The organism is Ciceribacter azotifigens, assembly GCF_048159625.1.
In the GTDB taxonomy this organism is placed as follows: Bacteria; Pseudomonadota; Alphaproteobacteria; order Rhizobiales; family Rhizobiaceae; genus Allorhizobium; species Allorhizobium azotifigens.
Genome location: NZ_JBLQTA010000002.1, coordinates 373,923 through 388,657 on the forward strand (window position 1 = coordinate 373,923; position 14,735 = coordinate 388,657).

Below are 14,735 nucleotides of genomic sequence, written 5' to 3' on the forward strand. Positions count from 1 at the left end.
GATGACAAGCGCAGTCGAAGGCCGCGAGGCGGACAAGGTCACCCCGAGCCCGTCGGCCCGGCCATTCTCGGCCTTCGAACGCATCGTCGCCTGGCGCTACCTGCGCGCCCGGCGCAAGGAAGCGTTCATCTCGGTGATCGCCGGTTTCTCCTTCGTCGGCATCATGCTCGGTGTTGCGACGCTCATCATCGTCATGGCGGTGATGAACGGTTTCCGCACCGAACTCATCTCGCGAATCCTCGGCATCAATGGCCACATGATCGTGCAGCCCGTCGACGGGCCGCTCGACAACTATGCAGAGCTTGCCGACAAGTTCTCCGGCATCGCCGGCGTGACGATGGCGCTGCCGCTCGTCGAGGGGCAGACGCTTGCGTCGGGCCGTGGCGGGGCCGGCACCGGCGCGCTGGTACGCGGTATCCGCGCCGACGACCTCACCAAACTCAAGACCGTCTCGAACAACATCCGCGCCGGCGATATGGTCGGCTTTGCCGCAGGGCAGGGAGTCCTCATCGGTTCGCGCATGGCGAACGAACTCGGGCTCACCGCCGGTGACTCCATCACGCTCGTCTCGCCCGAGGGGGACGTTACGCCGCTCGGGGTCAATCCGCGGGTGAAGTCCTATACCGTCTCCGGCATCTTCGAGATCGGCATGTCGGAATACGACGCCTCGATCATCTACATGCCGCTCGAGGAGGCGCAGCTCTATTTCAATGCCGAAGGCATCGTCCAGTCGATCGAGCTCTTCGTTACCGATCCGGACATGGTCGACGAACTGCGTCCGAAGGTCGAGGAAGCGGCCGGCCGGCAGATCTTCATCACCGACTGGCGCCAGCGCAACCAGACCTTCTTCTCGGCCCTGCAGGTCGAGCGCAACGTGATGTTCATGATCCTGACGCTGATCGTGCTCGTCGCCGCGCTCAACATCATCTCGGGCCTCATCATGCTGGTGAAGGACAAGGGAAGCGACATCGCGATCCTGCGCACCATGGGCGCGACCTCCGGCTCCATCATGCGCATCTTCTTCATGACCGGTGCGGCGATCGGCGTCACGGGCACCTTCGCCGGTGTGGCGCTGGGCGTCGTCGTCTGTCTCAACATCGAATCGATCCGCGGCTTCTTCTCCTGGGTCAGCGGCACGGTGCTCTTCGATCCTGAACTCTACTTCCTGAGCCAGCTTCCGGCGGACATGAACGTCGGCGAGACGATGTCCGTCGTCATCATGGCCCTGACGCTCTCCTTCCTGGCGACGCTCTTCCCCGCCTGGCGCGCTTCGCGGCTCGACCCCGTGCAAGCCCTCCGCTACGAATAAGGATGCCGCTTTCCATGGCCACCGACAAAGTCCTCGCGCTCACCGGGATCGATCGCAATTACGGGCAGGGCGATACACTGCTGACGATCCTCAAGGGCGCTGATTTCAGCCTCTCGCCCGGAGAGACGGTGGCACTCGTCGCGCCGTCGGGCACGGGCAAGTCGACGCTTCTGCATGTCGCGGGCCTGCTCGAACATCCCGACGCCGGCGAGGTCGTGGTCGGCGGCGAGGCCTGTTCAGCGCTATCGGAGGATCGCCGCACGGCGGTGCGACGGCGCTCGATCGGCTTCGTCTACCAGTTCCACCACCTGCTGCCCGAATTCTCCGCCCTCGAAAACATCATGATGCCGCAGCTCATCGCCGGACTTTCCATGGCCGAGGCCAAGGAGCGTGCCGCGCAGCTTCTCGACTACATGCGGATCGGCCACCGCGCCGACCATCGCCCGGCGGAACTCTCGGGCGGCGAACAGCAGCGTGTGGCGATTGCCCGCGCCGTCGCCAACGCTCCGCTCGTGCTCCTTGCCGACGAGCCGACCGGCAATCTCGACCCGGAGACGGCTTCCTACGTCTTCTCCGCACTGCGCGCTCTCGTCCGTCAGTCGGGTCTTGCCGCACTGATCGCCACGCACAACCACGAGCTTGCGCAGCGGATGGATCGCTGCGTGACGATCGTCGACGGCAAGATCGTCGACTACGCGGTCTGAGAGGAATCCCGGACGCTCGCGGCAGTCATCCCGCGATACCGTCTTGGCCTGCCGTAAACGCTCCAGCTCTTCTATCGTGGGGCAGCGAGAGCCCTTGCCGGTCGCGCCGTCGACCGCGTTTCCTCTATGTTCCCGCGCATTCGCATCGTGAATGGAACCATATGACCCTTTTTGGGTTGACAAAGGAACAAATAGAGAACAGATTGAAAACATAAGGAGTAAGGAGTGAGCCATGACTGATGTTTTCCGTGATGTTGCCGCATTCGCCTCGATCCTCATGTTCGTCACCGGTCTCTCGGTGATCGTCTCTGCGATTTGAGGTTCCCGCGCCTATCCTGTAGAGAGTGACCCGCGTCCCGCCGACAGGGCTGGACTTCCCTGTCGGGGCGACCGAAAATCGCGCCGATTCATCGGATGCGGGTAATGACGGATATGGGCGAAGCAGTTGGCGAAGATGGACGCGGGTCGGGGTCGCCGGGCTTTGTGCATTTGCGGCTGCATTCGGCCTATTCGTTGCTCGAAGGCGCATTGCCGCTGAAGAAGATTCTCCGCAAGGCCGCCGCCGACGGCCAGCCGGCGATCGCCATCACCGACACCAACAATCTCTTCGTCGCGCTCGAATTTTCGCAATATGCCGTCGGTGACGGACTGCAGCCGATCATCGGCTGCCAGCTGTCGATCGACATGGAGGATGCCAGAGACGACAAGCGGTCGTCCCATGCGCCTGCCAGATACCCGGCGATCGTGTTGCTTGCGGCGGATGCCGCCGGCTACGAGCGGCTCGTCGATCTCGTCAGCCGTGCCTACCTCGAAGGCGAGGGGCATCAGGCGGTGCATGTCACCGCGTCGTGGCTGGAAGAGCGCGGCACGGACGGATTGATCGCATTGACCGGGGCTTCGGGCGGTCCGGTGGACATCGCTCTTCAGGAAGGACACCGGGCGCAGGCCGAAGCGAGGCTTTCGACGCTGAAGAGGCTTTTCGGCGACCGGCTCTATGTCGAGCTGCAGCGCCACGGCGACTACGACCGCCGCCACGAGACGAAGATGGTGCAGCTCGCCTATCAGTACGACCTGCCGCTGGTCGCGACGAACGAAGCCTTCTTCCTCACCCGCGAGGATTATGACGCGCACGATGCGCTGATGGCCGTCGCCCACAACGCGATCGTCTCCGACGACAACCGCTTCCGCCTGACGCCCGACCATTATCTGAAGAGCCGGGCCGAAATGCAGGCGCTCTTCGCCGACCTGCCGGAGGCGATCGAGAACACCGTCGAGATCGCCATGCGCTGCTCCTTCGTGCTCAACACGCGCAAGCCGATCCTGCCGCGTTTCGCCGGCGTCGGTGCCGATCCGGAGGAGGCAGAAGTGGCCGAGGCGCAGGAATTGCGCCGGCAGGCGGTTGAGGGTCTCGACCGGCGGCTCGCCGCGCTCGGAATGGCGGCGGGCTACGAGGAGAAGGATTACCGCGAGAGGCTCGAATTCGAGCTCTCGATCATCGAGCGGATGAAGTTTCCCGGCTACTTCCTGATCGTTTCCGACTTCATCAAGTGGGCGAAGCAGCACGACATTCCCGTCGGTCCGGGCCGTGGTTCGGGGGCGGGCTCGCTGGTCGCCTATGCGCTCACCATTACCGACGTCGACCCCCTGCGGTTCTCGCTGCTCTTCGAACGCTTCCTCAATCCGGAGCGCGTGTCGATGCCGGACTTCGACATCGACTTCTGCCAGGACCGGCGTGAAGAGGTGATCCGCTACGTCCAGCGCAAGTATGGCCGTGAGCAGGTGGCGCAGATCATCACCTTCGGTTCGCTGCAGGCGCGTGCGGCCCTGCGCGACGTCGGCCGTGTTCTGGAGATGCCCTACGGCCAGGTCGACAAGATCTGCAAGCTGGTGCCGAACAATCCGGCGAACCCGACGCCGCTTTCCAAGGCGATCGAGGAGGAGCCGAAGCTCCGCGAGGAGGCGGAAGCCGAGCCGGTGGTCGCCCGTCTTCTCGACATCGCCCAGAAGATCGAGGGCCTCTACCGCCACGCCTCGACCCACGCCGCCGGTATCGTGATCGGCGATCGGCCGCTGTCGAAGCTGGTGCCGATGTATCGCGATCCGCGCTCCGACATGCCGGTCACCCAGTTCAACATGAAGTGGGTCGAGCAGGCAGGTCTCGTCAAGTTCGACTTCCTGGGTCTGAAGACCCTGACCGTGTTGAAGACGGCTGTCGATTTCGTCAAGGAGCAGAGGGGCGTCGACGTCGACCTGGCAGCGATTCCGCTCGACGACAAGCTGACCTATGAAATGCTCTCCCGCGGCGAAACGGTCGGCGTGTTCCAGGTTGAAAGTGCCGGCATGCGCAAGGCGCTGATCGGCATGCGGCCGGACTGCATCGAGGACATCATCGCGCTCGTGGCGCTCTACCGTCCGGGCCCGATGGAGAACATCCCGGTCTACAACGCCCGCAAGCACGGCGAAGAAGAGATCGAGTCGATCCATCCGAAGATCGACTATCTCCTGAAGGAGACGCAGGGCGTTATCGTCTATCAGGAACAGGTGATGCAGATCGCCCAGGTCCTGTCGGGCTACTCGCTCGGCGAAGCCGACCTTCTGCGCCGCGCCATGGGCAAGAAGATCAAGGAGGAGATGGACAAGCAACGCGCCCGCTTCGTCGACGGCGCGGTGAAGAACGGCGTGTCCAAGAATCAGGCGGACGTGATCTTCGACCTGCTCGCCAAATTCGCGAACTACGGCTTCAACAAGTCGCACGCCGCAGCCTACGCGATCGTCTCCTACCAGACGGCCTACCTGAAGGCGCATTATCCGGTCGAGTTCCTCGCGGCGACCATGACCTACGATATGGCCAACAGCGAGAAGCTCAACGACTTCCGCCAGGATGCGGGACGTCTCGGCATCAAGGTCATCCCGCCGTCGGTGCAGACCTCGTTCCGCCATTTCCAGACCGGCGATCGCTGCATCTACTATGCGCTCGCCGCCATCAAAGGCGTCGGCGAGTCGGCCGTCGACCACATCGTCGAGGTCCGCGGCGACAAGCCGTTCGAGAGCCTCGAGGATTTTTGCCTGCGGATCGATCCGAAGCAGATCAACCGCCGTGTCTTCGAAAGCCTGATCTGCGCCGGCGCCTTCGACTGTTTCGGTCACGACCGTGCCGAACTGATCGGCGGGCTCGACCGCATCCTCGGCTATGCGCAGCGCGCACAGGAAAATGCCGTCAGCGGCCAGTCGGACATGTTCGGTGCCGGCGGCGCCACCGGACCGGAGAAGATCGCCTTCCCGACATACACGCCGTGGCTCGCCTCGGAGAAGCTGCACCGCGAATTCCAGGTGCTGGGCTTCTATCTCTCCGCCCATCCGCTCGACACCTACCGGTCGCTCCTCGAAAAGATGCGCGTCCAGACCTTTGCCGACTTTTCCGCCTCGGTGAAGCAGGGGGCGACGGCCGGGCGTCTCGCCGGCACGGTCACGGGGCGTCAGGAGCGCAAAACCCGCACCGGCAACAAGATGGGCATCGTTACCTTTTCGGATTCCTCCGGGCAGTTCGAGGCGGTCCTGTTCTCCGAAGGCCTGAACCAGTATCGCGACCTTCTGGAGTCCGGCAAGTCCGTGGTGATCACCGTTGCCGCGGAAGAGCGGCCGGAGGGCATCGGGCTCAGGATCCAGACGGCGCAGTCGCTCGAGGAAAAATCGCTGCAGATGCAGAAGGCGCTGCGCGTCTATGTCCGTGACTCCGGCCCGCTGAAGGCGGTTGCCGCCCATCTCAACACCAGGGGCGACGGCCTCGTCTCTTTCGTCGTCATCAAGGAAGACGGTCAGCGCGAGATCGAGGTCGAGCTTTCGGAAAAATACCGGATCTCGCCGGAAATCGCGGCTGCGCTGCGCTCGGCGCCGGGCATCGTCGACGTCGAGCTGGTTTAACCGCCGCCGTTCGGCGTCAGCCGCGCGGCACCTTGCGCGTCACGGTGATGAAGTCGGTTCCGTCGCCCGTCTCGGGCCCGATACCCGCATCGGAAATGGTGATCGAGCTGCCTTCGCCGAGCATAGTCTCGATCTTCCGGCGCACGGCATCCGGGATGGAAATGCGGTCGAGTGCTTGCGCAAGCGTCGGCGCCGCCTCGTCGGCCGCGGGCGCTTCGATGCCGAGACGCTTCATCGTCGCGTTGGAGAGATTGTTCTCGAGCGTGACACCGCGCCACTCGGCGCTGCCGGCGAGCATGTCGACATGCGTCGCCTCGACGAAATGGGTGCCGAGCGGCTTCTGCGGATCGGCGATCGCGATCGCGGCCTCGAAGACAGGCTTGAATTTCTGCCGCACCATGATCTGGCCGAGCGGTGGCTCGCCCTTGCCGGCGCTGGCGTAAAGCCGCTCCAGAAACTCGGGCGTCAGGATTTCGCCTTTGGTTTCGAGGCCCTTCCAGCGCTTGTAGCCGTTGATCGCCGAGATCGTCTGCCGGCCGAGATAGCCGTCGGCAATACCGGCGTCGAAGCCGAGATCGGCGAGCATCACCTGCACATCCATCAAGGTTTCGCGCTGGCCGCGCCTTGTGATGAGAATGCGCACGGGCGGAATGTCGGCGAAGGCCTCGGCCGACCGGACCGGGCTCGTCGCTTCCTTCTCGACCATCGCGACCTGGACCGGTTTCCGTCCCGCCTCGATGGTGGACGGCCGCAGCTCAGCATCCGAGAGGAGCTGTCCTTCCTCGGCCGGCTGCCTTGGTCGGAAAAGCGCCGCGTGGCGCACAGGCGCGGGCGCGACCGGTTCGTCGGTGATGATGACGTGGGCGCCGCGCTCGGTCATCTGGTAGAGCGCCTTGGCAAAGGCGCGCGGCAGCCGCACGCAGCCGTGGGAAGCCGGATAGTTCGGCACGCTGTTCGATTCGTGGAGCGCCACGCCGGACCATGTGAGCCGCTGCATCCAGGGCATCGGGGCGCTCGAGTAGAGATTGGACTCGTGATACTTGCGCTTCTCGAGGATCGAGAAGATCCCCGATGGCGTGGAGTGACCCGGTTTGCCGGTCGAGACCCGGGAGGTGGCGACGATCTGGTCGCCGTCATAGACCGTCAGGCTCTGTTCGGCCTTGGAAACATAGATCTGCAGCGAGCCGCCGTCCCCGGCGAAGCTCTGGGAGGCAAGCGTTGTCGCGGAAAGCAGACACGCGACGTGCAGGTACTTCAGCATGCGATTTCGTCCTCAACGCGAAACTGACCGGGCGAGTGTTTATGCCGGTCGCTAAAATACCGGGCGAAGTTTAAGGAAGCTTTTCTCTCTCCTGGCCTGCGATCACGAGTTTGTGTGTGTCCGTGTCTCGTGCGACGCGAATTTCTTGCGGCGGGCGCAGCAGCGTTGCTGTCGACGGACACGCGGCGAAGCCTTCGTCACCGGACCGGCTTCGGGACCTATTTCCGCCGGCCGAACGTGTAGCCGGTCTCGACCGTCGACTTGCCGAACTTGTCGCGCAACTTGTCCATCGCGGCTTCGGCTGCGGCGCGTCGGCCCGCCTGCCGGTCGACGAGGTCCGGCGGGTCGGCGACAGAGGCTTCCTTGAGGTCGGTGACGCCGATTCCGATGAGCCGGAAGCGCGTTCCGTCGGTCTCCTTTTCCAAGAGCGTCAGCCCGGTGCGGAAAATGCGGTCGGCAAGCTGCGTCGGATCTTCCAGGCGCCGGTTGCGCGTGCGGCCCTTGAAGTCTGCCGTCTTGAGTTTCAGGACGACGGTCTGTCCCGATATCCCGTGCTTCTTCAGCCGCCACGCGACCTTTTCTGATAGCGCCCGCAGTTGGATGACGAGATCCTCGTGGCGGCTGATGTCCTCGAAGAAAGTCGTTTCGGCAGAGACGCTCTTCGCCGCCTTGTTCGGATGGACGTCGCGATCGTCGATGCCGCGGGCGAGGCGGTAGAGCCGCTGGCCGATCGAACCATAGCGGCGCATGAGATCGGCTTCCTCCATGGTCTGCAACTGCCCGACGGTGCGGATGCCGTCGCTTTCGAGCGTCGCCGCAAACGCCTTTCCGACGCCCCAGATCGTCGTGACGGGGCGCGGAGCAAGGAAGTCCAGGGCCTCCGCTTGCCCGATCACCGAAAAGCCGCGCGGCTTCTGCAGATCGGAGGCGACCTTCGCCAGAAACTTGCAGTAGGAAAGGCCGACGGAAACGGTGATGCCGACCTCCTGCTCGACGCGGCGGGCAAAGCGGGCGAGCACGCGTGCCGGCGGGTCATGGTGCAGACGCTCGGTGCCGGAAAGATCGAGGAACGCCTCATCGATCGAGAGCGGCTGCACGAGCGGCGTCAGTTCCTCCATCATTGCCCGCACCTGGCGCCCGACGCGGGCATATTTCTCCATGTCCGGCTTGATGACGACGGCTTGCGGACAGGCTTCCAGTGCCTTGAACATCGGCATCGCGGAACGGACGCCGTGGATGCGGGCGATGTAGCAGGCGGTCGAGACGACGCCACGCTTGCCGCCGCCGACGATCACCGGCTTGTCGGCGAGTTCCGGGTTGTCCCTCTTCTCGATCGAGGCATAGAAGGCGTCGCAATCGATGTGGGCGAGCGTGAGCCCGTAGAGTTCCGGATGATAGACGAGCCGCGGACTGCCGCAGCCGCTGCAGCGACGCTTGCCTTGCGGCTGCCCTCTGAAGCAGTCGCGGCAGAAGCCTGGATACGCGGTCTGGTCGGTTGTCATCGCTGGAACAAATGTTGAACATTCGTACGCTTAGCGTTACTCTTGCGCGACTCGGCTGGCAAGGGAAATGCGATGAACGAACGATTCCGTGCCCAACCTCTCACCGCCGACCGCTGGGGCGACTTCGAGGCGGTGATGGGGCCGCGCGGCGCCTGCTACGATTGCTGGTGCACCCATTTCCGCCTGTTGCCTGCCGAGCGCAAGAGCTTCGCCGGCAGCGAGAAAAAGGATTTCATGCACCGGCGCGTGAGCGCAGGGCCGCCTCCGGGCCTCATCGGCTATCTCGATGACCGGCCCGTCGGCTGGGTGCAGGTAGGCCCTCGTGCCGACGTGCCGAACTGGAATTCTCCGCGGACCGTCTCGCGCCCGCTCGATGAGGCGGACGCCGAAGACCCGGCCGTATGGGCGGTGAGCTGCTTCTTCATCGTGTCGAAGGAGCGCGGCAAGGGCTTGAGCCATCAGATGCTCGGTGCCGCAGTGGCGCATGCGCGCACCGCAGGCGCGCGCGTCATAGACGCTTGTCCGATCGAGCGAACGAAACAATCGAAGTCGGTTGGGCTTTATGTCGGATCGAGACGGATTTTTGAGGCGGCCGGATTTGCCGAGGTGGAGTCGAGAAAAGAGGGAAGGCCGTTGATGCGGCTAGTGCTCTGAGTCGCGAGACCGGGTGCCGCCTCAATATTCGCCCGAATCAAGTCCCGGGCCGGAATAATGCCGCCAGGCCTTCACGACGGTTTCCGGCGCGATGCCGGAGGCGTCACAGAATGCGATGAGCGTGGGCTCGTGGCCCATGAGGAAGTCGAGCATGCCGGCGAGAAAGCCGGGGTCGTTGATCGCCTGACGGAGTTGATCGGCTCTGGTGCCGGTCAAAGCCAGGAAGCGGCCGAGCATTTCGGGCTCACCTGCGAGCCATGTGAGGACGGCAATGGCGGTTTCTTCCGGACTAGGCGGCAGTTCTAGAGGTTTCATGTCGTGTTCCGAATTACCTTTTTCTCAACCAAATGAACTTAATATTCCATCGAGGGGAAGGTGCAACAGCCAACCGCAACTTGCCGCGGCGGCTTGGAACGCCGGGGCTGAAGGGTCGTATCGTATGCCGAAGAAGGTCATGATCGTCGAAGACAACGAGCTCAACATGAAGCTCTTCCGCGATCTCATCGAGGCTTGTGGATACGAGACCATTCAGACACGCAACGGCATGGAAGCGCTCGATCTTGCGCGCCGCTACCGGCCAGATCTCATCCTGATGGATATCCAGTTGCCCGAGGTCTCCGGCCTCGAAGTCACCAAATGGCTCAAGGATGACCCGGAACTGCATGTCATCCCCGTTATCGCCGTCACCGCGTTCGCGATGAAGGGCGACGAGGAGCGCATTCGCCAGGGCGGCTGCGAGGCCTATGTATCGAAACCCATTTCTGTGCCGAAATTTATCGAGACGATCAAAGTCTATCTCGGTGATGCCTGAGACAACGGACAAATTGTCATGACCGCCAGAATTCTTGTCGTCGATGATATTCCAGCCAACGTGAAGCTGCTCGAAGCGCGGCTTCTCGCCGAGTACTTCGACGTGCTGACGGCCGACAACGGCTTTGCCGCCCTCGAAATCTGCGAAAAGACCCATGTCGACGTCATCCTGCTCGACGTCATGATGCCGGGCATCGACGGGTTCGAGGTCTGCGAGCGGCTGAAGGCCAATCCGAGGACGTCGCACATTCCTGTTGTCATGGTGACGGCGCTCGACCAGCCCTCCGATCGAGTACGTGGCCTGAAGGCAGGTGCCGACGATTTTCTGACGAAGCCGGTCAACGACCTGCAGCTCATTTCGCGCGTGAAGAGCCTGGTGCGCCTCAAGACGCTGACGGACGAGCTGCGTATTCGCACCGAGGCGGCGCGCAACATGGGCGTGGAGGACATGCTGCGGATGGGAGACGGACGAATCGACGAGATCGCCCAGGTCCTGCTCGTCGACGGGCGTGCCAACAGCCAGGAACGCATCATCAAGGCGCTGAAGCCGGTGGCGGCGGTGACCGCGAGCTCCGATCCTCAGGCGGCCCTGTTCGAGGCGGCAGAAAACAGTTTCGACCTGGTGATCGTCAATGCGAATTTCGACGATTACGATCCGCTGCGTCTCTGCTCGCAACTGCGCTCCCTCGAACGCACGCGTTTCATTCCGGTCCTGCTCGTGACGGACAACGGCGACGAGCAGATGATCATCCGTGCGCTCGATCTCGGCGTGAACGACTATCTGGCGCGCCCGATCGACCCGAACGAACTTGTGGCGCGCACGCTCACCCAGATCCGCCGCAAGCGCTACAACGAGCGCCTTCGCCTCAGCGTCAAGGAGAGCATCGAGCTTGCCGTCACCGACGGGCTCACCGGCCTCCACAATCGCCGCTATCTCGACAATCACCTCAAGGTGCTCTTCAATCGGGCGCAGGCGAGGGGCCGTCCGCTCTCGATCTGCATCACCGACATCGACCGGTTCAAGCAGGTGAACGACACCTACGGCCATGACGCCGGGGACGACGTCATCCGTGAGTTCGCCACCCGTATCCGCGCGACGGTACGCGGGGCCGATCTCGCCTGCCGCTACGGCGGCGAGGAATTCGTCGTGGTGATGCCGGATACGACGGCGGAGGCGGCGGCGGTCATCGCCGAGCGCCTTCGCGGCATGATCGAACATCGCCCGTTCGCTCTGAAGGCCAGCGCTTCCTCCCTCGACGTTACCGCCTCGATGGGTATTGCGACGCTGACGCCGGATATCGAGACACCGGAGCAGCTCCTGAAGCAGGCGGATCGGGCCCTCTATCAGGCGAAGAGCGCCGGCCGCAACCGGGTGGTCGCCGCCGCCGCCTGATTTCGCAGCACCGCGAGAGGTGGGCACGGGGTGCCGGAGGCCTTGCTTTCGGCCGTATGCATATCCGAGACGACTGCGAAATCTGACCCGCTTCCGCACATGATTGCCGCATCAACCGGGGATCAAGACGATGGAAGTATTGGTCTTTTGTTGTTCTGCGTCGCGATCGGTATAGTCGAAATCACTGCTATTATTTGCCCTGCGTGAATTTGCGGGCTTAACCATAGTTTCCGAGAAAGAAGGAAACGGTTAAGAAATCGTTGATTTTTTTCCATAGTTGCGCAAGTTTGACGTCACCGAAAACAAGGCCTCCGGGAAGGCCGGATATACCCCATGGTGCTCAGGTCCGCCGCATCTCCTGGGTCGTGGGGTCGGTCGGTTGGCATGCTTTAAACGCGGTTCCTCGTACCGCAGGCATGCCGACCGACCCCCATTCAACGAAGAAGCACCGCCATCCGGTTCCGGAGCGGTGCTTTTTTTGTTGGCGAAAGCCGATGACGAGTTCGCAGAAAACGAAAAAGGCGCGGGGCCGGGGCCGCGCGCCTTCGAAGAAGGGAAGAGATCAAGCCTTACTTGATCTTGGCTTCCTTGAATTCGACATGCTTCTTGACGATCGGATCGTACTTCGTCTTCGTCATCTTGTCGGTCATCGTGCGGCTGTTCTTCTTGGTAACGTAGAAGAAACCGGTGTCGGCTGTCGACAGCAGCTTGATCTTGATCGTGGTCGCTTTCGCCATGGTCGTCCTGCCTTTAATAACAATCAAGCCGTGGACGACCAGAGCAGCCCACGGCAAATTCTGGCGCGAAACTACAAATCACGCCCGAAAAGTCAAGCCTGTTTCGGTTTAAAAAGCAGCCTGACAACCGAAACGAGGACGTAAAGCCCGAAGAAGCCGGCAATCGCCCAGGCGAAACCGTGGTTTCCGGCGATATCGATCGCCGCGCCGATCCCCTGTGGTCCCGCGACGGTGCCGACGGCGTAACAGAAAACGAAGGCGGCGTTGGCGGCGGCGAGGTCCGCTCCGGTGAGTCGCGAGCCGAGATGGCTCAAGCCGACGGTGTATAGACCGGAGACGCAACCGCCCCAGAAGAGCAGTACGAGCGCCATGAGCGCCCAGTTCTGTGACAGCCAGGGCAGCGCCAGCGATCCGCAGAGGCCGACGATCGCCATGATCGAGAGCAGCAGCCGGCGGTCCTTCAGCTTGTCGGAGAGCATTCCGAGCGGGATCTGGAACACCATGTTGCCGATCCCCATCACCGTCAGCAGCAGTGCCGCCTGCGCCTCTGTAAAGCCGGTGCGCGTCGCGTAGATCGGAAAGAGCGACAGGCCTCCCGCTTCCACGGCGCCGAAGACGAAGACCGCGACGGTCGCCGTCGGCACCAGGAAGATATAGCGGAAGAAGTGTTGCTCCGGCTTGCTGTCGAGAACCGGGCTTTCCCGCCGGGCGATGAAGATCGGCACGGCGGCGACGAGAATCGCAAGCGCGCCGACCAGGAAGGGCAATACGCCCTCACTGCCGAGCACGGAGAAGAGCAGGGGGCCGCAGGCGAAGCCGACCGAGAGCACCGTCGCATAGATCCCGAGGACGAGACCGCGGCGGGAGGGCGGGGCCGCCGCATTGATCCAGAATTCGGACAGGATGAAAAGCGTGGTGGTTGCGCCGTGGAAGACGAGGCGCAACGGAAACCACATCCAGTAGGCCTCTGCATAGTAGAAGCCGAGCGCGCTCACAGCGGAGAGCACCACTGCCCAGAGCATGGTGCGGGCGACGCCGACGTCGTGGGCGAGCTTGGTCGTCACCGGCGCCGCAACCATGGCGGCGATGCCGGCCATGGCGGAGTTGAGGCCGATCAGCGTCGAGGAAATGCCCCGCTTCTCCAGGATGATGCTGAGGAGCGGCAGACCGAGGCCGATCGCGATACCGACCGCCGTGATGGCCGAGATGGCGGCGACCAGCGAGGGCCAGTGGATGTCTTCGCGGTGACCGTTTGCGCCGCTCTTCGGCTTGGACATGGGGCAGTTCCTCAGATGTCGCCGCGGAACTTTCGTCCGCGACGGCTGTAGTAGAAGGGACCCGGGCTTCCGAATGGCAATGACGGATCGGCCTTCATCCGGTCGATGACGTCTTCGAGAATGGTCCTGGTAATGAGGGGCATGTTCAGACCCGATGTCGCCTCGATGTCAAGCCATGTGAGGTCATGCAGCTCGTCCGAATCGCGGACATCGCCCGGATCGATGCCGGCCTCGTCGGTGAAGGTGAGAAAGAAGCGGGTGTCGAAACGGCGGATATTGCCGGGTGGCGTGATGGCGCGCGCGACGTAGCGCAGGTTTGCGAGATCGGCGGCGGCGGCGCCTTCCGACTGTCGCCCGATGAACAGGCCGGTTTCTTCGTGAAGTTCCCGTATGGCCGCAAGCGCCAGAGCGCGGCCACGCCGCAGCGCCGCGGGATCGCTGCTGCCGGAGGCGAGCCTTTCGAGGACCTGCGGATGGAGATCGCGGATGTAGGGCAGGGTGTGGTCGCCGCGGTCGCGCCGGCCACCCGGAAAGACGTAGAGGTTCGGCATGAAGACGTGGCGCTCGCCGCGCCTGCCGAAAAGCACGCGCAGGCGTCCGCTGCTGCGGTCGATCACGATCAGCGTCGCCGCGTCCTTGGGTGTCAGGCGCGTCGCCGGCGAAACGGCTATAGACGGGTCAGGAAATGCGGTACGGCTCATTGATCCTTCGGCAGCGGATCGTATTCAGCCGGATCGTCACTCTCGCCACCAAAGCCGTGCATGCGCAACGCCCATTGCAGGCCGATGACGCCGCCCTTGATGGGCTGGATCGCGAGCAGGGTGGTGATGACGCCGAGAGGCGCCCAGATGGCGAGGTGCACCCAGTCCGAGGCGGGGAAGATGAGGTCCGTCATCATGAAGCCGCCGAGCAGCACGTGGCCGAGAACAAGGATCGCCAGATAGGGCGGCAGGTCGTCGGCGCGGTGATGGAACATTTCCTCCTGACAGGCAGCGCAGCGGTCGACGGGCTTTAGGAAGGCCCGGAAGAGCTTGCCGCCGCCACAGGCGGGGCAGGTGTTCAGCATGCCGCGCATGATCGCTTGTCCGACAGGGCGGTTGGCTTCCTGTCCGCCGAGATGAAGCACCGTATCGGCCGTGTTGTCTTGCATGTCGAACTTCCTTTCTC

General features: G+C 63.2%; 13 protein-coding genes. 6 read left to right on the forward strand and 7 right to left on the reverse strand.

The features are described 5' to 3' along the window. Position 1: 1 nt before the first annotated feature. From ACM6UT_RS04775 to dnaE, 3 genes are all read left to right on the forward strand, one after another. The gene (locus tag ACM6UT_RS04775) at positions 2-1,309 is read left to right on the forward strand and encodes a lipoprotein-releasing ABC transporter permease subunit (protein WP_416796214.1); all 1,308 of its coding nucleotides are present in this window, start codon (positions 2-4) and stop codon (positions 1,307-1,309) included. A gap of 14 nt (positions 1,310-1,323) precedes the next feature. Beyond that, positions 1,324-2,013, forward strand: a complete 690-nt coding sequence (locus ACM6UT_RS04780; RefSeq protein ID WP_416796215.1) for an ABC transporter ATP-binding protein — start codon at positions 1,324-1,326, stop codon at positions 2,011-2,013. Positions 2,014-2,445: 432 nt separating this feature from the next. After that, positions 2,446-5,934 (forward strand): DNA polymerase III subunit alpha, encoded by a 3,489-nt coding sequence (gene dnaE / locus ACM6UT_RS04785; protein WP_416796288.1) that lies wholly within the window; start codon positions 2,446-2,448, stop codon positions 5,932-5,934. Positions 5,935-5,950: 16 nt separating this feature from the next. On the opposite strand, the gene ACM6UT_RS04790 is transcribed toward dnaE, so the two are convergent. Together ACM6UT_RS04790 and ACM6UT_RS04795 are read right to left on the reverse strand one after the other, a co-directional pair. After that, positions 5,951-7,195, reverse strand: a complete 1,245-nt coding sequence (locus ACM6UT_RS04790) for a L,D-transpeptidase family protein (protein WP_416796216.1) — start codon at positions 7,193-7,195, stop codon at positions 5,951-5,953. 218 nt (positions 7,196-7,413) lie between these two features. Next, positions 7,414-8,697 carry a DNA polymerase IV gene (locus tag ACM6UT_RS04795; RefSeq protein WP_416796217.1) on the reverse strand — a complete coding sequence of 428 codons (1,284 nt, stop codon included), beginning with the start codon at positions 8,695-8,697 and terminating at the stop codon, positions 7,414-7,416. Between the two features lie 72 nt (positions 8,698-8,769). Here ACM6UT_RS04795 and ACM6UT_RS04800 point away from each other — a divergent pair, with 72 nt between their 5' ends. After that, positions 8,770-9,351 (forward strand): GNAT family N-acetyltransferase, encoded by a 582-nt coding sequence (locus ACM6UT_RS04800; RefSeq protein WP_416796218.1) that lies wholly within the window; start codon positions 8,770-8,772, stop codon positions 9,349-9,351. Positions 9,352-9,372: 21 nt separating this feature from the next. Here ACM6UT_RS04800 and ACM6UT_RS04805 read toward each other — a convergent pair whose 3' ends face one another. Further along, the gene (locus tag ACM6UT_RS04805) at positions 9,373-9,666 is read right to left on the reverse strand and encodes a DUF3572 domain-containing protein (protein WP_416796219.1); all 294 of its coding nucleotides are present in this window, start codon (positions 9,664-9,666) and stop codon (positions 9,373-9,375) included. Between the two features lie 124 nt (positions 9,667-9,790). On the opposite strand from ACM6UT_RS04805, the gene ACM6UT_RS04810 reads away from it, so the two are divergent. Together ACM6UT_RS04810 and ACM6UT_RS04815 are read left to right on the forward strand one after the other, a co-directional pair. After that, the gene (locus tag ACM6UT_RS04810; RefSeq protein WP_112687182.1) at positions 9,791-10,162 is read left to right on the forward strand and encodes a response regulator; all 372 of its coding nucleotides are present in this window, start codon (positions 9,791-9,793) and stop codon (positions 10,160-10,162) included. An 18-nt stretch (positions 10,163-10,180) separates the two neighbouring features. Then, on the forward strand, positions 10,181-11,554 hold the full coding sequence (locus ACM6UT_RS04815) for a PleD family two-component system response regulator (RefSeq protein ID WP_416796220.1): 1,374 nt from the start codon (positions 10,181-10,183) through the stop codon (positions 11,552-11,554). Between the two features lie 569 nt (positions 11,555-12,123). On the opposite strand, the gene rpmG is transcribed toward ACM6UT_RS04815, so the two are convergent. The 4 genes from rpmG to ACM6UT_RS04835 all read right to left on the reverse strand — a co-directional run bounded on the left by rpmG (position 12,124) and on the right by ACM6UT_RS04835 (position 14,718). Beyond that, positions 12,124-12,291, reverse strand: a complete 168-nt coding sequence (rpmG, locus tag ACM6UT_RS04820) for a 50S ribosomal protein L33 (RefSeq protein WP_112687186.1) — start codon at positions 12,289-12,291, stop codon at positions 12,124-12,126. Between the two features lie 92 nt (positions 12,292-12,383). Further along, positions 12,384-13,568: an MFS transporter gene (locus tag ACM6UT_RS04825; RefSeq protein WP_416796221.1), complete on the reverse strand. Its 1,185-nt coding sequence runs from the start codon at positions 13,566-13,568 to the stop codon at positions 12,384-12,386. Between the two features lie 11 nt (positions 13,569-13,579). Beyond that, positions 13,580-14,269: an NUDIX hydrolase gene (locus ACM6UT_RS04830; RefSeq protein WP_416796222.1), complete on the reverse strand. Its 690-nt coding sequence runs from the start codon at positions 14,267-14,269 to the stop codon at positions 13,580-13,582. Further along, positions 14,266-14,718: a DUF983 domain-containing protein gene (locus tag ACM6UT_RS04835; protein ID WP_416796223.1), complete on the reverse strand. Its 453-nt coding sequence runs from the start codon at positions 14,716-14,718 to the stop codon at positions 14,266-14,268. The genes ACM6UT_RS04830 and ACM6UT_RS04835 overlap by 4 nt, the downstream gene beginning before the upstream one ends. Positions 14,719-14,735: the final 17 nt, after the last annotated feature.